This is a genomic window from Thauera butanivorans NBRC 103042 (assembly GCF_001591165.1).
Classification (GTDB): domain Bacteria; phylum Pseudomonadota; class Gammaproteobacteria; order Burkholderiales; family Rhodocyclaceae; genus Thauera; species Thauera butanivorans.
The window spans coordinates 116,877-138,990 of record NZ_BCUG01000004.1; the positions used below are offsets into that span (position 1 = coordinate 116,877).

A 22,114-nucleotide genomic window follows, 5' to 3' on the forward strand; every position below is an offset into this window, starting at 1 on the left:
TTTGGCAGGCGGCCCAGTAAAGCCCGTTAGTTTACTGCATCTTTCAGGCCTTTGCCAGCACGGAATTTCGGGACTTTCGCTGCCTGGATCTTGATGTTCTTCCCTGTACGCGGATTGCGGCCGGTGCGTGCCGCCCGCTCGCCGACATAAAACGATCCGAAGCCCACCAGCGTGACACTGTCGCCACTCTTGAGGGCATCCACGACCCCTGCGACGACTGCATCCAGGGCGCGGCCTGCCGTGGCCTTGGAGATTTCGGCCTGTGTTGCGATGACGTCGATCAGCTCTGATTTATTCACTTGAATCCCTCCGAAAGTGCACTGCGATGGGATGACACTCACTGCCTGTCCGCTTTGGCGCGGATGTCGGGTACTGCCTGCTGTTTTGCAGATTTCCGGTTTTTATAGCGCGCGCACTTCGGCGGGTCAACGCGTGATACACCACATGACAAAGCCGCAGCGTGCATAACACACGCTGCGGCTTTGTCGGGGTGGATGCCAGGAATTGCGCCCGGCGGATCCGCCCGAACTCAGTGCGGCCGCTGAGCCGCGCCGACCGCGTCCGGATCCGCAGGCGCCACCGGCGCCGCCACCTCTTCGGGCGAGGGCTCCGGGCGACGCTCCAACGCGCGTTCGAGCACCTGGTCGATCCACTTGACGGGCACGATCTCCAGCGCGTTCTTGATGTTCTCCGGAATTTCCGCCAGATCCTTGACGTTCTCTTCCGGAATCAACGCCGTGCGGATGCCGCCGCGCACCGCTGCCAGCAGCTTCTCCTTGAGGCCGCCGATCGGCAGCACTTCGCCGCGCAGGGTGATCTCGCCGGTCATCGCCACATCGCAGCGCACCGGGATGCCGGTCAATACAGACACCAGCGCGGTGCTGATCGCGATGCCAGCGGACGGACCGTCTTTCGGGATCGCGCCTTCCGGCAGGTGGATGTGCATGTCGCTCTTCTGGTGGAAGTCCTCCTCGATGCCGAGCGAGCGGGCGCGCTTGCGCACCACCGACAGCGCGGCCTGGATGGATTCCTGCATCACTTCGCCGAGCTTGCCGGTAGTCAGCACCTTGCCCTTGCCGGGCAGTTGCACCGCCTCGACGGTCAGCAGTTCGCCGCCAACCTCGGTCCACGCCAGGCCGGTGACCTGGCCGATCTGGTTCTGCTTCTCGGCGATGCCGAAGCTGTACTTGCGCACGCCGAGGAACTTGTCGAGATTCTTGGCGTTGACGACGATCTTGCTGCTGCGGCTCTTGAGCACGAGCTGCTTGACCACCTTGCGGCAGATCTTGGAGATTTCGCGCTCCAGGCTGCGCACGCCGGCTTCGCGGGTGTAGTAGCGCACGACGTCGCGCAAAGCGTCCTCGGTGAGCGAGATTTCTTCCTGCTTGAGGCCGTTGTTCTTGATCTGCTTGGGCAGCAGGTAACGTTGGGCGATGTTGACCTTCTCGTCCTCGGTGTAGCCGGACAGGCGGATCACTTCCATGCGGTCGAGCAGTGCCGGCGGCAGGTTCAGCGTATTGGCGGTGGCCACGAACATCACGTCGGAGAGGTCGAAATCGACTTCGATGTAATGATCCTGGAAAGTGTGGTTCTGCTCCGGGTCGAGCACTTCGAGCAATGCCGAACTCGGGTCGCCGCGGAAGTCCATGCCGAGCTTGTCGACTTCGTCGAGCAGGAACAGCGGGTTCTTGACGCCGACCTTGCTCATGTTCTGCAGGATCTTGCCCGGCATCGAGCCGATGTAGGTGCGGCGATGGCCGCGGATCTCGGCTTCGTCGCGCACGCCGCCGAGCGCCATGCGGATGAACTTGCGGTTGGTGGCTTTGGCGATCGACTGGCCGAGCGAGGTCTTGCCCACGCCCGGGGGGCCGACCAGGCACAGGATCGGCGCCTTGACCTTGTCCACGCGCTGCTGCACGGCGAGATATTCGAGGATGCGTTCCTTGACCCGCTCCAGGCCGTAGTGGTCCTTGTCGAGCACCTTCTCGGCCTCGGCCAGATCCTTGCTGACGCGCGACTTCTTTTTCCACGGCAGGCCGATCAGGGTGTCGATGTAGTTGCGCACGACCGTGGCTTCGGCCGACATCGGCGACATCAGGCGCAGCTTCTTGAATTCGGACTGGGCCTTGGCGAGTGCCTCCTTGGGCATGCCGGCGGCCTTGATCTTCTTGTCCATCTCCTCGAGGTCGGCGCCATCCTCGCCTTCGCCGAGTTCCTTCTGGATGGCCTTGACCTGCTCGTTCAGATAGTACTCGCGCTGGCTCTTCTCCATCTGGCGCTTGACGCGGCCGCGGATGCGCTTTTCGACCTGCAGGATGTCGAGTTCGGCTTCGAGCTGGTTCAGCAGCTTTTCGAGGCGCTCGCCGGTGTCGAACATCTCGAGCACTTCCTGCTTCTGTTCGAGCTTGAGCGGCAGATGCGCGGCGATGGTGTCGGCCAGGCGGCCTGCTTCCTCGATGCCGGCCAGCGAGGTCAGGATCTCGGGCGGGATCTTCTTGTTCAGTTTGACGTACTGGTCGAACTGGGCAACGATCGCGCGGCGCATGGCCTCGACTTCGTTGGTGTCGACCTCGGTCACCTTCACCGGCGTCACCTTGGCGACGAACAGGTGGCGCAGATCCTCGACCGAATCCACCCGCGCGCGGCGCACGCCCTCGACCAGCACCTTGATGGTGCCGTCGGGCAGCTTCAGCATCTGCAGGATGTTGGCGATGCAGCCGATGGAATAGAGGTCTTCGATCGAGGGCTCGTCCTTGGCCGCCGATTTCTGCGCGACGAGCAGGATGCTCTTGCCGGCTTCCATCGCGCTTTCGAGCGCCTTGATCGACTTGGGCCGTCCGACGAACAGCGGAATGACCATGTGCGGAAACACCACCACGTCGCGCAGCGGCAACAGCGGCATTTCCAGTTGTCCGTTGGGGAGTTCAGCGGAACCCGACATTTTAATTTTCCCTGTGAGAAAGGTCATACCCATGTATGGGCATGACCTGGAAATTCAAGCGACGGGTACGACCCACGGCTGGACGACGATCACACGAGTCCGCTTCGCCGGTCTCAGTTGGCACCCGACACTTTCGGCTGCTCGGCGTAGATCAGCAGCGGCTTGCCGCCTTCCTCGATGGTCGCCTCATCGACGACGACCTTCTCGACGCCGTTCAGCGTCGGCAGGTCGTACATGATGTCGAGCAAGGACGCTTCGAGGATGGAGCGCAGGCCACGTGCCCCCGTCTTGCGCTTGATCGCCTTGCGGGCCACCGCATGCAGCGCCGCAGGACGAATCTCGAGTTCGACGCCTTCCATCGAAAACAGTTTCTGGTACTGCTTGACCAGCGCGTTCTTGGGCTCGACCAGAATCTGGATCAGCGCGGCCTCGTCGAGTTCCTGCAGCGTGGCGACGACCGGCAGGCGGCCGATCAGCTCGGGGATCAGGCCGAACTTGATCAGATCCTCGGGTTCGACCTGGCGGAAGGTGTCGGTGAGGTTCTTGCCTTCCTTGCTCTTGACCTCGGCGCCGAAGCCGATGCCGACCTTCTCGGTACGGTTGCGGATGACCTTTTCCAGGCCGTCGAAGGCGCCGCCGCAGATGAACAGCACGTTGGTGGTGTCGATCTGGATGAAGTCCTGGTTCGGATGCTTGCGCCCGCCCTGCGGCGGAATCGAGGCCACCGTGCCTTCGACCAGCTTCAGCAGCGCCTGCTGCACGCCCTCGCCCGAGACGTCGCGGGTGATCGAGGGGTTGTCGGCCTTGCGCGAGATCTTGTCGATCTCGTCGATGTAGATGATGCCCTGCTGCGCCTTGTCGACGTCGTAGTCGCACTTCTGCAGCAGCTTCTGGATGATGTTCTCGACGTCTTCGCCGACGTAGCCGGCTTCGGTCAGCGTCGTCGCGTCGGCCATCACGAAGGGCACGTCGAGCAGGCGCGCCAGCGTCTGCGCCAGCAGCGTCTTGCCCGAGCCGGTGGGCCCGATCAGCAGGATGTTGCTCTTGGCCAGTTCGACGTCGTCTTCCCGTGCCTCGACGTGGCGCAGGCGCTTGTAGTGGTTATACACCGCCACCGCGAGATTGCGCTTGGCCCGTGCCTGGCCGATCACGTACTGGTCGAGGATCTCGCAGATTTCGCGCGGCGTGGGCAGCGCACCCTTGGTGCCTTCCGGGTCTGCGGCGCCGACGACCTCGTCACGGATGATGTCGTTGCACAGTTCGATGCATTCGTCGCAGATGAAGACCGAAGGGCCGGCGATCAGCTTGCGCACCTCGTGCTGGCTCTTGCCGCAGAAGGAGCAGTACAGCAGCTTGTCGCCGCCAGCCTTCTTGTCCGTCATGTCGGGGGTTCTCCTGGATCAGGTGTCGTCGCGGCTGGTCAGGATCTTGTCGACCAGGCCGTACTCGACCGCCGCCGCGGCTGACATGAAGTTGTCGCGGTCGGTGTCCTTCTCGATGCGCTCGAGCGGCTGGCCGGTGTGCTTGGACAGCATCTCGTTCAGGCGCGAACGCAGGTAGAGGATTTCGCGGGCGTGGATCTCGATGTCCGAGGCCTGGCCCTGGAAGCCGCCCAGCGGCTGGTGGATCATGACGCGCGAGTTGGGCAGGATGAAGCGCTTGCCCTTCTCGCCCGCCGCCAGCAGAAAGGCGCCCATGCTTGCCGCCTGGCCGATGCACAGCGTGCTGACGTTCGGCTTGATGAACTGCATGGTGTCGTAGATCGCCATGCCGGCAGTGACCGAACCGCCGGGCGAGTTGATGTAGAACGAGATGTCCTTGTCCGGATTCTCGGATTCGAGGAATAGCAACTGCGCGACGATCAGGTTGGCGGTCACGTCATTGACGGGCCCGACCAGGAACACCACCCGCTCCTTCAGAAGGCGCGAATAGATGTCGTAGGCGCGCTCGCCGCGACCGCTCTGTTCGACCACCATCGGAACCAGGCCGAGACCGACCGGATTCCAGTCGCTGCTGTGCTGGGGTGTTCCTTGCATCATTGGTCAGACCCTTTGCGGACTCAGGCCGCGTTGCCCATCAGTTCGTCGAAAGTCACGTCCTTGTCGGTGGTCTGGGCCTTCTCGCTGACCCAGGCGACGACATTGTCCTCGATCACCACGGCCTCGGCCTGGGCCAGGCGCTCGGGTTGGGCGTAGTACCAGCGTACCAGCTCGGACGGATCCTCGTAGCTCTGCGCCATTTCCTCGACCAGCGCGCGGACCTGCTCGGGCTTGGCGTGCAGTTCGTTGGCCTTGACCAGTTCGGCCATGATCAGGCCCAGGCGGACGCGGCGCTCGGCCTGCTCGGTGAACCACGACGGATCGACCGGGATGTCCTTGGTCTTCATGCCGCGCATTTCCAGGTCGCGGCGGGCATTCTCGGCCAGTTGCTGCGACTCGCCCTGCACCAGCGCCTTCGGCACTTCGATCGGGGTCACGGCGATCAGCGCGTTCATCACCTGTTCCTTGACCTTGGCCTGGATGCGGCGCTTGACCTCGCGCTCCAGATTGCCCTTGACCTCTTCGCGCAGCTTGGCGACGTCACCGTCGGCCACGCCCAGCGAGCGGGCGAAGTCGGCATCGATCTCCGGCAGCACCGGGCCTTCGACCTGCTTGACCTTGATCTCGAACTGGACGGTCTTGCCGGCCAGTTCGGCAGCATGGTAGTCGTCCGGGAAGCTCATGTCGAAAGTCTTGCTCTCGCCCGCCTTCAGACCGGTCACGGCGGTCTCGAAGTCCTTCAGCATCGCACCGGCGCCGATCACGAAGGGGAAGTCCTCGGCCTGGCCGCCCTGGAACACTTCGCCGTCCTTGCGGCCGGTGAAGTCGATCACGACGCGGTCGCCCTCGGCGGCGGCACGATCGGCCGCGGTGAAGGAGGTACGCTGCTTGCGCAGCACGTCGAGCGTCTTGTCGACCTCGGCATCGCCGACCACCAGGGCCGGACGTTCGATCTGCTGGCTGGCGAGATCACCGATGGCGACTTCCGGGTAGATCTCGAACACGGCACTGAATTCCAGCGTGCCGTCGGCGGCACCGTTCTTGGGCTCGATGTTCGGATACCCTGCCACGCGCAGGTTCTGCTCGCGCACCTTCTCGCCGAAAGCCTTCTCGACCGCCGCGCCGACCGCTTCGCCGCGGGCCTGGCCGCCGTGCGTCTGGGCGACGATCTTCATCGGCACCTTGCCCGGGCGGAACCCCGGCATCTTCACCGTACGCGCCATGCGCTTGAGGCGGGCATCCACCTCTTTTTCGATGTCTGCCAGCGAAACGGCGATGTCGATACGGCGCTCGAGTGCGCTCGGGGTTACCTGGTTCTGCTCCATTGGGTCGATCCTGAGAAGTCAAAAAAACCGTTCTCGCCGGCGTCGGCATGCGTCTTCGACAAGGACGCACGCACACGCCGCCAGCGCAAACGCGTTGAACGAAGAGCGGGATTCTAGCACAGCGCCCGCGTCACGCTTGAGGACTGGATGAGACCGTGACGCCATGCACGAAAAGCGCGCACGAACGCCGCAGACAGGTGCTCCGGGCGCGGAACTCGCACCCGCGCGGGGCCTCTGATGCTACAGAGCCGGCATCCGCGCGAGCGCGCACCCGTGCTCGCCGTCATACGACTGGATGCAGGTGTCAGGACACAGGGCGCGTATCATCGTCAGGCACGCCCCCCCTCGCATCGATCGTCAGGGAGATTGCCATGTCCATCTTCAATGCTTACCAGGCCCGCTTCGAGGCATCGCGCGAAGAGGAAATGTCGCTGCAGGAGTACCTCGAACTCTGCCGCAGCGACCGCATGGCCTACGCCTCGGCCGCGGAGCGCATGCTGGCCGCGATCGGCGAGCCCGAACTGGTCGACACCCGCCTCGACCCGCGCCGCTCGCGCATCTTCTCCAACAAGCTCATCCGCCTCTATCCGGCCTTCCGCGACTTCTACGGCATGGAAGAGGCGATCGAGCAGATCGTCTCCTACTTCCGCCACGCCGCGCAGGGGCTGGAGGAAAAGAAGCAGATCCTCTACCTGCTCGGCCCGGTCGGCGGCGGCAAGTCCTCGCTGGCGGAAAAGCTGAAGTCGCTGATCGAGAAGATCCCCTTCTACGCGGTCAAGGGTTCGCCGGTGCACGAGTCGCCGCTCGGCCTGTTCGATGCCCAGGAAGACGGCCGCATCCTCGAGGACGACTTCCACATTCCGCGCCGCTATCTCGACACCATCATGAGCCCGTGGGCGGTCAAGCGCCTGCACGAGTTCGGCGGCGACATCACCAAGTTCCGCGTCGTCAAGCTGATGCCTTCGGTGCTGCGCCAGACGGCGGTCGCCAAGACCGAGCCGGGCGACGAGAACAACCAGGACATCTCCTCGCTGGTCGGCAAGGTCGACATCCGCAAGCTCGAGCAGTACTCGCAGGACGACCCCGACGCCTACAGCTACTCCGGCGGCCTGTGCCTGGCCAACCGCGGCCTGCTCGAATTCGTCGAGATGTTCAAGGCGCCGATCAAGGTCCTGCACCCGCTGCTCACCGCGACCCAGGAAAGCAACTACAAGGGCACCGAAGGTTTCGGCGCGATCCCGTTCGACGGCATCGTGATGGCGCACTCGAACGAGTCCGAATGGGTCGCGTTCAAGAACAACCGCAACAACGAGGCCTTCCTCGACCGCATCTACACGGTCAAGGTGCCCTACTGCCTGCGGGTGTCGGACGAAATCCGCATCTACGAGAAGCTGCTGGCCCACAGCTCGCTGTCCGAAGCGCCCTGCGCGCCCGACACGCTGAAGATGATGGCCCAGTTCTCGGTGCTGTCGCGGCTGAAGGAGCCTGAAAACTCCAGCATCTTCTCCAAGATGCGCGTCTACGACGGCGAGAACCTCAAGGACACCGACCCCAAGGCCAAGAGCTATCCCGAATACCGCGACTATGCCGGCGTCGACGAAGGCATGACCGGGCTCTCCACCCGCTTCGCCTTCAAGGCCCTGTCCAAGGTGTTCAACTTCGACCACCGCGAAGTTGCCGCCAACCCGGTGCACCTGATGTACGTGCTCGAGCAGCAGATCGAGGCCGAGCAGTTCCCGCCCGAGACCGAAGCGCGCTACATGGGCTACATCAAGGAATACCTGGCGCCGCGCTACGCCGAATTCATCGGCAAGGAAATCCAGACCGCCTATCTCGAAAGCTATTCCGAGTACGGCCAGAACATCTTCGACCGCTACGTGACCTATGCCGACTTCTGGATCCAGGACCAGGAGTTCCGCGATCCGAACACCGGCGAGATCCTCGACCGCTCCGCGCTCAACGACGAACTGGAAAAGATCGAGAAGCCGGCCGGCATCAGCAACCCGAAGGACTTCCGCAACGAAGTGGTGAACTTCGTGCTGCGCGCCCGCGCCAAGAACGACGGCCGCAACCCGAGCTGGACCTCCTACGAGAAGCTGCGCGCGGTGATCGAGAAGAAGATGTTCTCCAACACCGAGGACCTGCTGCCGGTGATCAGCTTCAACACCAAGGCCAGCGCCGACGAGCAGAAGAAGCACCAGGACTTCGTCGACCGCATGATCGAGAAGGGCTACACCGAGAAGCAGGTACGCCTGCTGTGCGAATGGTATCTGCGCGTACGCAAGTCTTCGTGAATCCGTGCGGATGAGGTGCGCGCCCGACATGGCGCGCACCGTTGCCGGCTTCGGCCCGAGGAGGAGGCATGGTCCGCATCATCGATCGACGCTTCGACAGCAAGAACAAGAGCGCGGTCAACCGCCAGCGCTTCATGCGTCGCTTCAAGCAGCAGATCCGCAAGGCGGTGTCCGGCGCGATCGAGGGCCGCTCGATCCGCGACCTGGAGAACGGCGAGGAAGTCGCCATTCCCGCGCGCGATCTGTCCGAACCTTCGCTGCATCACGGCCGGGGCGGCACCTGGGAACAGGTCTTCTCCGGCAACGACCAGTTCAGCGCCGGCGACCTCATCAACCGTCCGCTCGGCGGCGGCGCGGGCGGCTCCGGCCAGGGCAAGGCGAGCAACGAAGGCGAGCACGAGGACGATTTCGTCTTCCAGCTCTCGCGCGAGGAATTCCTCGATCTGTTCTTCGAGGATCTCGAACTGCCGCGCCTGGTCCGCACCCAGCTGGCCAAGGTCACCGAATACAAGACCCAGCGCGCCGGCTTCACCGCCGACGGCGTGCCGGCGAACATCAACATCATCCGCTCGATGCGCAGCGCGCTCGGCCGCCGGCTCGCGCTCGGCTCGCCCTACGCCGGCAAGCTGCGCGAACTCCAGCAGCAGCTCGACGAACTCCTCGCCCACTGCAACGGCGACCAAGCCTGCGAGGACAGCGAGGAAGCCCGTGCGCTGCGCGAGGAAATCGAGCGGCTGCGCGAGAAGATCGAGCAGATCCCCTTCATCGAGCGCTTCGACCTGCGCTACAACAACCGCATCCGCGTGCCCTGCCCCACCACGCGGGCGGTGATGTTCTGCCTGATGGACGTCTCCGGCTCGATGAGCGAGGAACGCAAATCCACCGCCAAGCGCTTCTTCATGCTGCTCTACCTGTTCCTGACGCGCAGCTACGAACACATCGAAGTCGTCTTCATCCGCCATCACACCGTGGCCAAGGAAGTCGACGAAGACGAATTCTTCCACTCGCGCGAGTCCGGCGGCACCGTGGTGTCCAGCGCGCTGCTGCTGATGCGCGACATCCTGCGCCAGCGCTACGCCAACGGCCAGTGGAACATCTACGGCGCGCAGGCTTCGGACGGCGACAACTGGGACAACGATTCGCCGCTGTGCAGCCAGCTGCTCGGCCGCGACATCCTGCCCAGCTGCCAATACTTCGCCTACATCGAGATCACCGCCGGCGAGCCGCAGAACCTGTGGCGCGAATACGCCCGCATCGCCGACGAACAGCCCCACTTCGCCATGCAGCGAATCGAATCGCCGGCCGACATCTACCCGGTGTTCCGCGAACTGTTCAAGAAGACGATCCTATGACGACCGCCGCCACCCGCAAGCTCGACCCCCTGCCGCGCGGCTCGGAATGGTCGATCGAAAGCATCGACCGCTACCACACCGAGATCGCCCGCGTCGCCGCCCACTACCGGCTCGACACCTATCCGGTGCAGATCGAGATCATCACCGCCGAACAGATGATGGACGCCTACGCCTCGGTCGGCATGCCGGTGAACTACCACCACTGGTCTTTCGGCAAGCACTTCCTCGCCACCGAGAAAGGCTACCGCCGCGGCCAGATGGGGCTGGCCTACGAAATCGTCATCAACTCCAACCCCTGCATCGCCTACCTGATGGAGGAAAACACCCTGACGATGCAGGGCCTGGTGATCGCCCACGCCGCCTACGGCCACAACAGCTTCTTCAAGGGCAACTACCTGTTCCGCACCTGGACCAATGCCGACGCGATCATCGACTACCTGATCTTCGCGCGGAATTACATCACCGAATGCGAAGAGCGCCATGGCGAGGAAGAGGTCGAGAACCTGCTCGACGCCTGCCATGCGCTGATGAACCTCGGCGTGGACCGCTACAAGCGCCCACCCAAACTCTCGCTCGCCAAGGAAAAGCTCCGCCAGCAGGAACGCGAGAGCTACCTGCAGAGCCAGGTCAATGAACTCTGGCGCACGCTGCCGGCACACGACATCCATGCCCGCCCGGAATCGCCAGGCCGCTTCCCGCCCGAACCCGAGGAGAACCTGCTCTACTTCATCGAGAAGAACGCCCCGCTGCTCGAATCCTGGCAGCGCGAAATCGTGCGCATCGTGCGCAAGATCGCGCAGTACTTCTTCCCCCAGCGCCAGACCCAGGTCATGAACGAAGGCTGGGCCACCTTCTGGCACTACACCCTGCTCAACCACCTGTACGACGAGGGCCTGCTCGCCGACAGCTTCATGCTCGAATTCCTGCAGTCGCACACCAACGTGGTGTATCAGCCGCCGTACAACGCTGCCTGGTACAACGGCATCAACCCCTATGCGCTGGGTTTTGCGATGTGGCAGGACATCCGCCGCATCTGCGAAAACCCTGACGACGAGGACCGCCACTGGTTTCCGGAGATCGCCGGCAGCGACTGGCTCGAAACCTTCGACTTCGCGATGCGCAACTTCAAGGACGAGAGCTTCATCGCGCAATACCTGTCGCCCAAGATCATGCGCAACTTCCGCATGTTCGCAGTGCTCGACGACGATCGCGAGAACAAGCTGAAGGTATCGGCCATCCATGACGACGAAGGCTTCCGCCGTGTGCGCGACGTCCTCTCCGACCACTACAACCTCGGCGCGCGGGAACCCAACATCCAGGTCTGGAGCGTCGATCTGCGCGGCGACCGCTCGCTGACGCTGCGCCACCAGCAGCACAGCCGCCGCCCGCTGGGCGACTCCACCGGCGAAGTCATGAAGCATCTGGCCCGCCTGTGGGGCTTCACCGTCCGCCTGGAGACGGTCGGGGCAGACGGCCAGGTCGAACTGCATACCGAGATACGCAGAGACAAACGCCGCGTCGGCGACACCGGCTGAAGCGCGCCCGCTTGCGACTTTTCGCCACCGGGCTTGTCTATCTCGGCCTCATTGACAATAATGATTCTCATTAATTTGAAATGATCGCGCGACAGCCACATGCCCCCTCACCTCGACCGCAAACAGCGCTGGCTCTGGGCCGCGATCCGCATCCGCTGCGCACTGCAGCCGGACGAGCCGCGCCTGATTCCGCACTACCTCACCGAAGCCGACGCCCTGGTACGCCGCATGCGGCTGTCGCCCTGGGAAGCCGCATGGCGCGCGGCCGAACTGCTGGCCGGTGCCGCCGCGGACCGCGCCCTGCCCGGCCACTGGCGCCACCTGTGCCTGGATCATCTGCACCAACCGCTGGCTCGACTGGCCTGCTGCGCCCTCACCCCGCAGCAACAGGCGCGGCTGGCCGCGCTGCGCTGGCGCGTCGCCAACCTGGACCTGTCCCCGTCCATGCAGCTCGACGGCCCGGATTCGCCTTTTGCCTGAAAAGCCTTTCTCCAGCTCATCCACTCGAGGCGCCGCCGGCACGCGCCCGCCTTCCACCTCACCAACAGGAGCCCCCTCCATGAGCACACGCCAGGAATACGACACTTTCGGCCCGATCGACGTCCCCGCCGACCGCCTGTGGGGCGCGCAGACCCAGCGTTCGCTGATCAACTTCGCCATCTCTACCGAGCGCCAGCCCACCGAACTCATCCACGCCCTCGCGCTGGTCAAGCGCGCCGCCGCGCGGGTCAACCATGGCCTGGGCCTGCTGCCCGCCGAAAAAGCCGACGCCATCATCGCCGCCGCCGACGAAGTGCTCGCCGGCAAGCACCCGGACGAGTTCCCGCTCGCCGTCTGGCAGACCGGCTCGGGCACGCAGACCAACATGAACGTCAACGAAGTGCTCGCCAACCGCGCCAGCGAACTGCTGGGCGGCGAACGCGGCGAGAAGCGCCTCGTCCACCCCAATGACGACGTCAACCGCAGCCAGTCGAGCAACGACGTCTTTCCCACCGCGATGCACGTCGCCGCCACGCTGGCGGTGGTCCGGAAACTGCTGCCGGCGCTGGCCCGGCTGCGCGCCACGCTGGAAGAAAAATCCCGCGCCTTCGCCGACATCGTCAAGATCGGCCGCACCCACCTGCAGGACGCCACGCCGCTCACCCTGGGGCAGGAAATCTCCGGCTGGGCCGCACAACTGGCCCATGGCGAACGCCACCTGCGCGCCGCGCTGCCGCACCTGAGCGAACTGGCGCTGGGCGGCACCGCGGTCGGCACCGGGCTCAACGCCCCCAAGGGCTATGCCGAAGCCGTGGCCGCCGAAATCGCCCGCCTCAGCGGGCAGGAATTCGTCACCGCGCCCAGCAAGTTCGAGGCGCTGGCCAGCTGCGACGGGCTGGTGTACGCCCACGGTGCGCTCAAGACCCTGGCCGCCAGCCTGATGAAGATCGCCAACGACGTGCGCTGGCTCGCCAGCGGCCCGCGCAGCGGCCTGGGCGAAATCTCGATCCCGGAGAACGAACCCGGCTCCTCGATCATGCCGGGCAAGGTCAATCCGACCCAGAGCGAAGCGATGACCATGCTCGCCGCGCAGGTCATGGGCAACGACGTCGCCATCAACATCGGCGGCGCCTCGGGCAACTTCGAGCTCAACGTCTTCCGCCCGATGGTCATCCACAACTTCCTGCAGAGTGTGCGCCTGCTCGCCGACGGCATGAACAGCTTCAACGACCACTGCGCCGCCGGTATCGAGCCCAACCGCGCCCGCATCACCGAACTGGTCGAGCGTTCGCTGATGCTGGTCACCGCGCTGAATCCGCACATCGGCTACGACAAGGCCGCGCAGATCGCCAAGAAGGCGCACAAGGAAGGCAGCAGTCTGCGCGAAGCCGCGCTGGCGCTGGGCCATGTCTCGGCGGAAGACTTCGACCGCTGGATCGACCCGGCGAAGATGGTCGGCTGAGCCCGGAGACCCGCACGGCCGGCCGCAAATGCGCGCCGGCCGCCGACACCTTCGGACACCGACTACCGCTTCATCCGCGCCTGCCGCCCCAGCCCGGGAGCGACTTCGCAGCCAGCTCCAACCATCGTTTCTGGCCCGCTGCGGGGGCAAAACTGCAGCAAAGCCGGAAAAAGAAACCTGATGATGCGCGGCCGTGGCATCTACACAAAATCGATAATGATTCTTGTTTATAATCATCAGCTTCCCGCTTCCCCCCGGCCCAGACCATGAAACCCGCTCCCGCCGAGTTCGACTCGCCGTTCGAACAGCTCTATGCCGCGCACCATGGCTGGCTGAGGGCTTGGCTGCGCCGGCGGCTGGAATGCACGGACCAGGCATGCGATCTGGTGCAAGACGTTTTCATCCGCGTCCTCTCCCAGCGCCACGTCGAGGACCTGCGGGAACCGCGAGCCTACCTATCATCTGCACGGCGATTTCGGCGGTCCCATCGACCGCGACGGCCGCTTCGGCTACCGCGTCAATGCCGCCTGGCAGGACGGCGACACCGCCATCAAGGGCATGAAGCTGCGCACCCGATTCCTCAGCGCCGCCTTCGACTGGCGCATCACTGACGACCTGCTGTTGCAGGTCAATGTTACCGACCGCGACTACAAGAAACTTGGCAACCCATCTTCCTGGTCGTTTGCTCCCGGTGCTGTTCGGCCATCGGCCAAGGAGATCGACAACACCCGTATCTGGGGCCAGCACTGGGAACGGAACCATTATCAGAACACCCGCTATGGCGCCAACCTGCGCTGGGAGGCGGCGCCGTGGCTGACCCTGCGCGCCGGCTGGATGCAAAGTGACAGCGAAAGAGGCTATGCCGATGGAGTATCCAATACTTTCCAGGCGGATGGCAGCTTCACTCGGTCCGGCCGGTTTTTCGGGCCGGGCGTAGACACGATGAACCAGATCAGCAAGGACACCCGCGCCCAGTTGTTCGGTGACTTCCGCTTCGAGACCGGCACGATCTCCCACCAAGTCACCGCAGGAGTGCAGTATCACAAAGATTGGTCAGTGCGCTATAGCAATGGCTGGGCACCGTACGTTACCGTTTTTTCGGACGGACACCTGGAAGATGGCCCTCGTTACGTCGATCGTCCGGTGGTGGCACCGTTCGATCGCGGGGCGCGCAATGCCACCTGGACGGATACCCGTACCACCTTCACGGTCGGCGACGATATTCGGCTCGATGAGCGCTGGTCACTGCTCGCGGGGCTGTCCCACAGCACGATCGAGGTGCGCTCGCAAGGGTGGTCGACACCGCCCTACGAGGAGTCCGCGGTAACGCCGACCCTGTCACTGATCTACAAGCCGTTACCGGCGGTCACCACTTATGTCACCTACATGGAGTCACTGGAACAGGGCGGCACGGCGGCAGAGCAGTTCGGCGGCGCGCCGGTGGTCAATGCCGGCGAGTCCATGAAACCGATGGTCAGCGACCAGATCGAGATCGGCGCCAAATGGTCGGTTGGCGGCATGCTGCTGAGCACGGCACTGTTCCAGATCGACAAGTCCTTGCAGTACTACGACATCAGCGACCCCGCCGCGCCGGTCTACGTGCAGGACGGCCGGCAGGTGCATCGCGGCATCGAGTTCACCGCCTTCGGCCGCATGGCCGAGCGCTGGAGCCTGATCGGCGGCTTGACCCTGCCCGACGCCAAGGTCAAGAAGCAGGAGCAGAACCCCGCGCTGGAGGGCAAACACCCCACGGGAACGGCCGAACGGCTGGCGAAGCTGCGCGTCGAGTACGACACGCGCTGGCTGCCGGGGCTGACACTGGTGGGCGGCGTCCAGTACACACGCCACCGATACGCCGATCAAATGAACACCGACCGGCTGCCCGCCTTCACGCTGTTCGACGTCGGCGCACGCTACGCCACCACGCTGGCGGGCCGGCCGCTGACCGCACGCCTGGAAGTCCAGAACGCGGGCGACAGGCGCTACTGGAACAATGGCAGCGAGGTCGGCGAACCGCGCACCCTCACCTTCTCCCTGAGCACGGATTTCTGATGCGGGCTCGGGGCCGGGTTGCGCGCGCCCGGCCCCGTGGGATCAAACCGCTTCGCCACCGGGCGACTCGTCGCCGGGCATGGACGGAGCATCGGGCACCTTCGTGCAGGGAGTCGGGCAGGCGCAGTTGGAAATGCCGGGTATCCGCGAACCGATCATTCGGCGTGCCAGTTTTCCACCTGCAAGCCCGGCACACGGGCGAACTCCCGCTCATTGCGCGTCACCAGCCTCGCCCGATGGCGCAATGCCGTGGCCGCGATGAGCACGTCATGGGCGCCGATCGGCGTGCCTTGCCTCTCCAGCGCACAGCGGATGGCGGCGGCCTGTTCTGCGCAGACGGCATCGAAAGCCAGCACCTGCAATGGCAGCAGCAACTTGTCCAGTGCCTCGATGCGCGGCCGTGCAGCTTCGACGGGCAGGCGCATCAGGCCATAGCGCAGCTCGTAGACCACGATGGCGGGCACACCCACCTCGGATGGCGGTAACGCCTGCAGGCGCGGCACCACCTGAGCATCGCCCCGAAAGTAGTAACTGATGGTGTTGCTGTCCAGAACCAGCATCGGGTCAAAACCTGATTCGGGCCAGGTCTTCACCCGGTGGCGGCAATTCCTCGCGTAGCGGGAAATCGGGAAACGCCCCGGCCAGCGCAACGCATTCGGCCGGCCAGGTGTCGTGTGCGTGCTGGCGGATGAGTTCCGCCACCCAACGGCTCTTGGACATGCCGCTCGCCTGCGCGGCCTGGACGAGCAGCGCCTCCGTAGCGTCATCGATATATAGAGTGATCTGGGACATGGCGATCTCCACGGTCTGCATATATGTGGAATTGTATGTGCTCAAGCAGGGAAGGCAAGCCATTCAGCCGGCAAGGCTGCCGACAGGATCGAATCCCATATAATGATAGGAATTATCATTAACATGTCGCCTGTCCAGCGGCCCTCACGTGCCGTCCCCAGCCCCCTCCATTGCCGACGTCCTCACGCATTACCGCGAACTGCGCTGCTTTCTGGCTCGCAAGCTGGGCAATGGCGCAGACGCCGACGACATTGCCCAGAGCACCTACGAACAGCTCCTGCTCACCTTGCAGCGCAAGCTCGATGTCGCCATCGAGTCGCCCCGCGCCCTGCTTTTCCGCATCGCCCACAATCTGTGCATCGACCATCACCGCCGCCAGCAGACCGCCAGCAGCTGGGCTTTGCAGCACGGCGCGACGCATGCGCACCGGGCCGCACCCGCATCCGACCATCTGGTCGCCCAGCGCCAGATCATCGAGCGGGTCGTCGCCCAGTTGATGAGCCTGCCGCGCGCCCGGCGCGAGGTGTTCATCCTGTTCCGCGCCTACGGCATGAGCCGGGCCGAAATCGCCGCCCGGCTGGGTATCCAGGAAAGCACGGTGGCCAAGCACGTGGTCCGCGCCACGCTCGATTGCAGCCGTATCTTCGCGGAACTGCCCGAGTACGTCGAGCCGGCCGGCGGCTACGTAGACTTCGATCAGCTGAGCAGACCGTGCATTTCGCACGGCAGTACCACAACGACGGTTTCGACACCCTGCTTGCCGAATTGCCGGACGGCCCTGGCGGCGCCCCCGGCAGCCGCCTCCAGCTCGCTCCCGGCACCGTGCTCCAGGCCAGCCTCAGCCGCGCTGCGCGTCACGTCGAACTGGCTGGAGGCGAAGCGTATTTCGCCGTCGCCCGCGACATCGGCCGCCCCTTCCGCGTGGACACGCGCGCGGGGCGCATCGAAGTGCTCGGCACCGCCTTCAACATCGCCGACCGGAGCGGCGCGCTGGACATCGCCGTCGAGCACGGCCAGGTCCGCTTCACCCCGCGTGGCGAAGGCCTCGCCCGTCTGCCGGTGTTCGCCCCACCTGCCATCGACCTGCGCGGCGGCGAAGCGCTGAGCGTGCGCGATGCCCGCCCCGAAGCAGTCCGCCCCATCCCTCCCGGACAGGTCGCCGCCTGGCGCGACGGCTGGCTGCTCTTCGACGACACGCCGCTGGCCGACGCCTTGCCCGCCATCAACGCCTATCGTCGACAGCCCATCGTCCTCGCCGATGACCGCACCGGCGCGCTGCGGCTGACCGGCCGCTTCCGCGCCCAGGATCAGCGCAGCCTCGTCCAGGCTCTGCCCGCCATCCTGCCGTTGCGCGTGGAAGTGCTCGACGATGGCAGCATCCGCCTGGCAGCGCGGTGAGCCCGAAACCCGGCGGCGAATTGGAAACCACCTGTCTCCTGTCTCCGTTTTTCTCTCCCGAACGTCTCCTGCCCTGAAGCGTGCTTTTTGGTCGAAGCGCGCATGTCCATGAACAGGAGCCGACATGTCCCACCGCAAGCCGAGCAGCTTCCGCCTGCTGCCCATCATCGCCGCCCTGTGCGGCGCCTTCGCCCTGCTTGCCGGCCCACCCGCGCCGGCCCATGCGCAGACCAGCGCGCAACAGGCGGAACGCAGCTTCGAGATCGATCTGCCCGCCCAGCCGCTGGGCAGCGCGCTGAACGAACTGTCGCGCCAGACCGGCGCGCAGATCTTCGCCGCCGGCGCACAGATCGGCGGTCACCAGGCTCCCGCCGTGTCCGGCCGGATGAGCGTCGAACAGGCCCTGAGCCGCCTGCTCGCCGGCAGCGGCCTGAGCGCCCGGGCCAGCGGCGGCAACGGCTTCAGCATCGCGCCAAGCCCCGAAGCGCAGGCACCGGAAGCGATGCTGCCAGCCGTCACTGTTTCCGGCAAGGCGCCGGGCTCCATACACCACCTGGTCCACCAGCAGCTCCACACGCCTGAACCTGACGCCACAGGAGACGCCGCAGGCGGTCACGGTGATGACGCGCCAGCGCATGGAGGACCAAAGGCTCAACAGCCTGAGCGACGTGCTGGAGGCCGCCGTGGGCATCACCATCAAACCGTTCAACCATGGCGCGGATGGCCCGCAGCTTTGGTCACGCGGCTCCAGCATCACCAACTTCCAGATCGACGGCGTGCCCGTTTCCGCGTCGATGAGCAACTACCTGCAAAACACCGCGATGTACGACCGCGTGGAAATCGTCAAGGGCGCCACCGGCATCATGAGCGGTCTGGGCTATCCGTCGGCCACCATCAACATGATTCGCAAGCGCCCGACGAAGGCACCGCAGACCAGCATCAGCGCCGAAGCGGGCAACTGGTCGCGCTACGGCGTGGGGCTGGACGTTTCGCGCGCGCTCAACGAGGATGCCTCCGTGCGCGGCCGGCTGGTGGCCGATGTGCTCGGTGATCGGGATGTTGCCGGGCAGGAAGCGCCTCGTAGCCCAGGAGGTCGGCCCTGGCCAGATCCACTATCGGCTGGAAAACGAACTTCAGCTCGTGCCTTTCCAGCATCTGGCGCAGCCGAACCGTGAGCCGTGTGTCACCCAACATCAAGCAACCCCCGGGATTGCAAAAAATAAGATCGATGACCGTATCGCGCCCCACAAGGCGCCCCCGCAAAATGTACGTCCTGCAAGTGAAGCTTCGATGAACGTTCACGCTGCACCGCAGCGCGCCTTACAATTTCGCCTTTACCTGACGGCGCACCCATCATGTTCCTGTCCGCCCTACCCATCTACCCCGTTGCCGGCATCCGTGAAATCGAAGGCAAGCTCATCCCCAGCGCGCGGCCGCCGCTGATGGAACGCGCCGGCCGCGCCGCCGCCGAAGACGCGGTCCGCCTGGTCATGGACCGCCCGGGGCCGATCCTGATCGCCTGCGGGCCGGGCAACAACGGCGGCGACGGCTTCGTCATGGCCCGCCAGCTGGCCCAGGCCGGACGCGAAGTGCAGGTCGCCTTCGCCGCCGACGTCCAGAATCTGCCCGCCGAAGCCGCCAAGGCCTACACGGACTACCTCGCGGCGGGCGGCCAGACGATTTCCGACCTGCCGGCGGCGCCCGCACAGGGCTGGGCGCTGGTGGTGGATGCCATCTTCGGCATCGGCCTGAAGCGCCAGATCGAAGGCCGCTACGCGGGCTGGCTCCAGACCCTCAACGCCCAGCCTTCGCCACGCATGGCGCTCGACGTCCCCAGCGGCCTCGACGCCGACACCGGCCAGCCGCTCGGCACGACTTTCCGCGCCACCCACACGACCACCTTCATTTCGCTCAAGCCCGGCCTGCTGACCAACGACGGCCCGGACTACTGCGGCGACATCAGCGTGCAGCGGCTGGACATCGACGCGCCGGCTTGGCTGCCCGCTGTCGGCCATGCGATCACGCCCGCGCTGTTCCGCAACCAGCTGGTGCGCCGGCCGCGCAACAGCCACAAGGGTCTGTACGGCGATGCCGGCATCCTCGGCGGCAATGCCGGCATGGTCGGCGCGGCGCTGCTGGCCGGGCGTGCGGCGCAATGGCTGGGTACCGGCCGGGTCTATGTCGGCCTGCTCGACCCCAACGGCCCGGCGGTCGACTTCTCGCACCCCGAACTCATGCTGCGCCGCGCCGCACAACTGCCCGAGCGCTTGAGCGCACTGGCCGTCGGGCCGGGCCTGGGCACCGATGCAACTGCCGCCGCGCAGCTCGCCGCCGCCCTCGCCCGCGACATTCCGCTGGTGCTGGACGCCGACGCACTGAACCTGATCGGCACCGACGCCGCGCTGCAGAGCCAGCTTGCCGCACGCAGGATGCCGACCGTGCTGACGCCGCATCCGGCCGAAGCCGGCCGCATGCTGGGCATCGGCACTGCGGCCGTCCAGTCCGACCGCCTGCGGGCCGCGCTCGACATCGCCCGCCGCTACCACGCGCTGGCCGTGCTGAAAGGCTGCGGCTCGATCATCGCCGCGCCCGACGGGCGCTGGTTCATCAACACCAGCGGCCACCCCGGCATGGCCAGCGCCGGCATGGGCGACGTGCTCACCGGCCTCGTCGCCGGCCTGCTCGCCCAGGGCTGGCCCGCCGAATCGGCACTGATCACGGCCGTCCACCTGCATGGCGCCGCAGCGGATCGCCTGGCGCGCGAAGGCATCGGCCCGGCCGGCCTGAGCGCCAGCGAAACCATCGTCGCCGCCCGCGGCGTCTTCAACGGCTGGCTCGTCGAGGCCCAGCAGGATGCGAACCGCGACGTTCAACGCGACTCGCGCCCGCTGATCACGCTGGGCAAGCACTGATCCCGGGGCCGCCACCCCGACCTGTCCGCGCCGGGCGCGATGCTAGAATCGCGCCTCCTGCCACCTGCCCGCTCACCCGCCATGCTCTCTGAACAGCTTCGCGTCGAAATCCAGCGCAACATCGCCGCCTCCCTGGCCGAAGACATCGGTACCGGCGACCTGACGGCGCGCCTGATCGCCCCCGACACCGAGGCCCGCGGCCGCGTCATCACCCGCGAGGACGCGGTGATCTGCGGCACCGCCTGGTTCGACGCCGCCTTCGCCGCGCTCAGCCCGGCGGCGGTGGTCGACTGGCACGTCCGCGACGGCGACGTGGTCAAGGCCGGCGACGTGCTGTGCGACATCATCGCCCGCGCGCGGGTGCTGCTGACCGCGGAGCGCACGGCGCTGAATTTCCTGCAACTGCTGTCCGGCACGGCCACGGTGACGCGCCGCTTCGTCGATGCCGTCGCCGGCACCAAGGCCAGGATCGTCGACACCCGCAAGACGCTGCCCGGCCTGCGCCTGGCGCAGAAGTACGCGGTCGCGATCGGCGGCGGCACCAATCATCGCGTCGGCCTCTACGACGGCATCCTGATCAAGGAAAACCACATCATCGCTGCCGGCGGCATCCGTGAAGTGGTCGAGCAGGCGCGCCTCATCGCGCCGTCGAACGTCTTCATCGAAGTCGAGGTCGAGAGTCTCGACGAACTGGAGGAAGCGCTGGATGCGGGCGTGAAGATGGTGCTGCTCGACAACATGAGCCTGGACGACATGCGCGAAGCCGTGACGATCAACGCCGGCCGCGCCGAGCTCGAAGCGTCCGGCGGCGTCAGCCTGGAGCGGGTGCGCGCCATCGCCGAAACCGGCGTCGACCGCATCTCGATCGGCACCCTGACCAAGGACGTGCGCGCGCTCGACCTCTCGCTGCGCCACGTCGAGGCCCAGGCCTGAGCGCCGCCCGATGGCCGACGGCGCCAGCGCTTCCCTGCCGCCCTGGCCGATGGTGCCGGCCTGCTACGGCTGGCTGTCGCTCGACGCCCGCGGCCGCTGGCGGCTGAAAGGCGAAACGATCTCCCATCCCGGGCTGATCGCTTTCCTGAACGCCCATTACACCCATGACGCCGAAGGCCGCTGGCTGGTGAACAACGGCCCGCAGCGGGTGTACGTCGCACTGGAAAGCGCGCCCTGGGTGCTGCGCCTGCAGCCTGACGGCAGCTTCGTCACCCACACCGGGCGCAGCGTCACGGCGATCGGCCCGCTGCTGCTCGACGCCGAAGGACGGTTGTTCCTCGCCACCGACGCCGGCCCTGCTGCACTGGACGATCGCGATCTGGCGATGCTGCTGGCCGATTTGAGCGACCCTGCGGGCAAGGCCGCGGACGACGATACGCTGCTGGCGCTGGTGGCGGGTGAAAGCCGGGCGAAGCTGCAGTGGCACGGAATGCCGCTCCAGGCGCTGGACGGTGGCCGCAGCGGCGAAACAGCCGCCTCCCGGCTCGGCTTCACTTCAGACCCGCAGCCTGAAGCAGCCTGAAACCCGTCTCGCCTCC

19 protein-coding genes and 2 pseudogenes are annotated in these 22,114 nt (G+C 65.6%); 13 read left to right on the forward strand and 8 right to left on the reverse strand.

The genetic code is table 11. From position 1 onward, the window contains the following. Nucleotides 1–26: 26 nt before the first annotated feature. The 5 genes from TBU01S_RS02820 to tig form a co-directional block, all read right to left on the reverse strand. The gene (locus tag TBU01S_RS02820) at nucleotides 27–299 is read right to left on the reverse strand and encodes an HU family DNA-binding protein (RefSeq protein ID WP_068635118.1); all 273 of its coding nucleotides are present in this window, start codon (nucleotides 297–299) and stop codon (nucleotides 27–29) included. 230 nt (nucleotides 300–529) lie between these two features. Continuing rightward, the gene (gene lon / locus TBU01S_RS02825; protein ID WP_068635119.1) at nucleotides 530–2,941 is read right to left on the reverse strand and encodes an endopeptidase La; all 2,412 of its coding nucleotides are present in this window, start codon (nucleotides 2,939–2,941) and stop codon (nucleotides 530–532) included. 113 nt (nucleotides 2,942–3,054) lie between these two features. Next, nucleotides 3,055–4,323: an ATP-dependent Clp protease ATP-binding subunit ClpX gene (gene clpX / locus TBU01S_RS02830; protein WP_068635120.1), complete on the reverse strand. Its 1,269-nt coding sequence runs from the start codon at nucleotides 4,321–4,323 to the stop codon at nucleotides 3,055–3,057. 18 nt (nucleotides 4,324–4,341) lie between these two features. Further along, nucleotides 4,342–4,980, reverse strand: a complete 639-nt coding sequence (gene clpP, locus TBU01S_RS02835; protein ID WP_068635121.1) for an ATP-dependent Clp endopeptidase proteolytic subunit ClpP — start codon at nucleotides 4,978–4,980, stop codon at nucleotides 4,342–4,344. Between the two features lie 20 nt (nucleotides 4,981–5,000). After that, nucleotides 5,001–6,305, reverse strand: a complete 1,305-nt coding sequence (tig, locus tag TBU01S_RS02840) for a trigger factor (protein WP_068635122.1) — start codon at nucleotides 6,303–6,305, stop codon at nucleotides 5,001–5,003. 371 nt (nucleotides 6,306–6,676) lie between these two features. Here tig and TBU01S_RS02845 point away from each other — a divergent pair, with 371 nt between their 5' ends. From TBU01S_RS02845 to TBU01S_RS02870, 7 genes are all read left to right on the forward strand, one after another. Further along, the gene (locus tag TBU01S_RS02845) at nucleotides 6,677–8,599 is read left to right on the forward strand and encodes a PrkA family serine protein kinase (protein ID WP_068635123.1); all 1,923 of its coding nucleotides are present in this window, start codon (nucleotides 6,677–6,679) and stop codon (nucleotides 8,597–8,599) included. 68 nt (nucleotides 8,600–8,667) lie between these two features. After that, nucleotides 8,668–9,951 (forward strand): YeaH/YhbH family protein, encoded by a 1,284-nt coding sequence (locus tag TBU01S_RS02850; RefSeq protein ID WP_068635124.1) that lies wholly within the window; start codon nucleotides 8,668–8,670, stop codon nucleotides 9,949–9,951. Then, nucleotides 9,948–11,486: a SpoVR family protein gene (locus tag TBU01S_RS02855; RefSeq protein ID WP_068635125.1), complete on the forward strand. Its 1,539-nt coding sequence runs from the start codon at nucleotides 9,948–9,950 to the stop codon at nucleotides 11,484–11,486. Before TBU01S_RS02850 ends, TBU01S_RS02855 begins: the two co-directional genes overlap by 4 nt. 99 nt (nucleotides 11,487–11,585) lie before the next feature. Next, the gene (locus TBU01S_RS02860; RefSeq protein WP_068635126.1) at nucleotides 11,586–11,966 is read left to right on the forward strand and encodes a hypothetical protein; all 381 of its coding nucleotides are present in this window, start codon (nucleotides 11,586–11,588) and stop codon (nucleotides 11,964–11,966) included. A 79-nt stretch (nucleotides 11,967–12,045) separates the two neighbouring features. Continuing rightward, nucleotides 12,046–13,428, forward strand: a complete 1,383-nt coding sequence (fumC, locus tag TBU01S_RS02865; RefSeq protein WP_068635127.1) for a class II fumarate hydratase — start codon at nucleotides 12,046–12,048, stop codon at nucleotides 13,426–13,428. A 266-nt stretch (nucleotides 13,429–13,694) separates the two neighbouring features. Next, nucleotides 13,695–14,039 carry a sigma factor gene (locus TBU01S_RS22885; protein ID WP_083953426.1) on the forward strand — a complete coding sequence of 115 codons (345 nt, stop codon included), beginning with the start codon at nucleotides 13,695–13,697 and terminating at the stop codon, nucleotides 14,037–14,039. Next, nucleotides 13,987–15,480 carry a TonB-dependent receptor gene (locus TBU01S_RS02870; RefSeq protein ID WP_068635128.1) on the forward strand — a complete coding sequence of 498 codons (1,494 nt, stop codon included), beginning with the start codon at nucleotides 13,987–13,989 and terminating at the stop codon, nucleotides 15,478–15,480. Before TBU01S_RS22885 ends, TBU01S_RS02870 begins: the two co-directional genes overlap by 53 nt. 155 nt (nucleotides 15,481–15,635) lie before the next feature. Here the strand turns inward: TBU01S_RS02870 and TBU01S_RS02875 are convergent, their stop codons facing one another. Together TBU01S_RS02875 and TBU01S_RS02880 are read right to left on the reverse strand one after the other, a co-directional pair. After that, entirely contained in the window at nucleotides 15,636–16,073 is a 438-nt protein-coding gene (locus TBU01S_RS02875; RefSeq protein WP_217999544.1) for a type II toxin-antitoxin system VapC family toxin, read from the reverse strand. Then, nucleotides 16,045–16,272, reverse strand: a complete 228-nt coding sequence (locus tag TBU01S_RS02880) for a ribbon-helix-helix domain-containing protein (protein WP_068635191.1) — start codon at nucleotides 16,270–16,272, stop codon at nucleotides 16,045–16,047. Before TBU01S_RS02880 ends, TBU01S_RS02875 begins: the two co-directional genes overlap by 29 nt. 148 nt (nucleotides 16,273–16,420) lie before the next feature. On the opposite strand from TBU01S_RS02880, the pseudogene TBU01S_RS25065 reads away from it, so the two are divergent. The 3 genes and pseudogenes from TBU01S_RS25065 to TBU01S_RS24690 all read left to right on the forward strand — a co-directional run. Continuing rightward, a pseudogene (locus TBU01S_RS25065) lies at nucleotides 16,421–16,834 on the forward strand (sigma factor); the annotation flags it as partial. A 149-nt stretch (nucleotides 16,835–16,983) separates the two neighbouring features. After that, entirely contained in the window at nucleotides 16,984–17,670 is a 687-nt protein-coding gene (locus tag TBU01S_RS02890) for a FecR family protein (protein ID WP_068635131.1), read from the forward strand. 635 nt (nucleotides 17,671–18,305) lie between these two features. Beyond that, nucleotides 18,306–18,488, forward strand: a pseudogene (locus tag TBU01S_RS24690) (TonB-dependent receptor plug domain-containing protein); the annotation flags it as partial. Between the two features lie 181 nt (nucleotides 18,489–18,669). Here TBU01S_RS24690 and TBU01S_RS24695 read toward each other — a convergent pair. Further along, nucleotides 18,670–18,864, reverse strand: a complete 195-nt coding sequence (locus tag TBU01S_RS24695) for an EAL domain-containing protein (protein WP_369404192.1) — start codon at nucleotides 18,862–18,864, stop codon at nucleotides 18,670–18,672. Nucleotides 18,865–19,025: 161 nt separating this feature from the next. Between TBU01S_RS24695 and TBU01S_RS02905 the strand changes: the two genes are divergently transcribed. From TBU01S_RS02905 to TBU01S_RS02915, 3 genes are all read left to right on the forward strand, one after another. Then, nucleotides 19,026–20,582 (forward strand): bifunctional ADP-dependent NAD(P)H-hydrate dehydratase/NAD(P)H-hydrate epimerase, encoded by a 1,557-nt coding sequence (locus tag TBU01S_RS02905; protein ID WP_068635134.1) that lies wholly within the window; start codon nucleotides 19,026–19,028, stop codon nucleotides 20,580–20,582. Nucleotides 20,583–20,663: 81 nt separating this feature from the next. Next, nucleotides 20,664–21,515, forward strand: coding sequence for a carboxylating nicotinate-nucleotide diphosphorylase (gene nadC, locus TBU01S_RS02910; RefSeq protein ID WP_068635135.1), 852 nt, complete (start codon nucleotides 20,664–20,666; stop codon nucleotides 21,513–21,515). Nucleotides 21,516–21,525: 10 nt separating this feature from the next. Further along, complete coding sequence (locus TBU01S_RS02915) at nucleotides 21,526–22,098, forward strand: DUF2946 family protein (protein ID WP_068635136.1); 573 nt, start codon at nucleotides 21,526–21,528, stop codon at nucleotides 22,096–22,098. The last annotated feature ends 16 nt before the right edge of the window (nucleotides 22,099–22,114 follow it).

Coding starts and splice junctions, on each gene's coding strand:
- lon (WP_068635119.1), bottom strand. CDS start 2,941: ATGTCGGGTTCCGCTGAACTCCCCAACGGACAACTGGAAATGCCGCTG.
- clpX (WP_068635120.1), bottom strand. CDS start 4,323: ATGACGGACAAGAAGGCTGGCGGCGACAAGCTGCTGTACTGCTCCTTC.
- clpP (WP_068635121.1), bottom strand. CDS start 4,980: ATGATGCAAGGAACACCCCAGCACAGCAGCGACTGGAATCCGGTCGGT.
- tig (WP_068635122.1), bottom strand. CDS start 6,305: ATGGAGCAGAACCAGGTAACCCCGAGCGCACTCGAGCGCCGTATCGAC.
- TBU01S_RS02845 (WP_068635123.1), top strand. CDS start 6,677: ATGTCCATCTTCAATGCTTACCAGGCCCGCTTCGAGGCATCGCGCGAA.
- TBU01S_RS02850 (WP_068635124.1), top strand. CDS start 8,668: ATGGTCCGCATCATCGATCGACGCTTCGACAGCAAGAACAAGAGCGCG.
- TBU01S_RS02855 (WP_068635125.1), top strand. CDS start 9,948: ATGACGACCGCCGCCACCCGCAAGCTCGACCCCCTGCCGCGCGGCTCG.
- TBU01S_RS02860 (WP_068635126.1), top strand. CDS start 11,586: ATGCCCCCTCACCTCGACCGCAAACAGCGCTGGCTCTGGGCCGCGATC.
- fumC (WP_068635127.1), top strand. CDS start 12,046: ATGAGCACACGCCAGGAATACGACACTTTCGGCCCGATCGACGTCCCC.
- TBU01S_RS22885 (WP_083953426.1), top strand. CDS start 13,695: ATGAAACCCGCTCCCGCCGAGTTCGACTCGCCGTTCGAACAGCTCTAT.
- TBU01S_RS02870 (WP_068635128.1), top strand. CDS start 13,987: ATGAAGCTGCGCACCCGATTCCTCAGCGCCGCCTTCGACTGGCGCATC.
- TBU01S_RS02880 (WP_068635191.1), bottom strand. CDS start 16,272: ATGTCCCAGATCACTCTATATATCGATGACGCTACGGAGGCGCTGCTC.
- TBU01S_RS24695 (WP_369404192.1), bottom strand. CDS start 18,864: ATGTTGGGTGACACACGGCTCACGGTTCGGCTGCGCCAGATGCTGGAA.
- TBU01S_RS02905 (WP_068635134.1), top strand. CDS start 19,026: ATGTTCCTGTCCGCCCTACCCATCTACCCCGTTGCCGGCATCCGTGAA.
- nadC (WP_068635135.1), top strand. CDS start 20,664: ATGCTCTCTGAACAGCTTCGCGTCGAAATCCAGCGCAACATCGCCGCC.
- TBU01S_RS02915 (WP_068635136.1), top strand. CDS start 21,526: ATGGCCGACGGCGCCAGCGCTTCCCTGCCGCCCTGGCCGATGGTGCCG.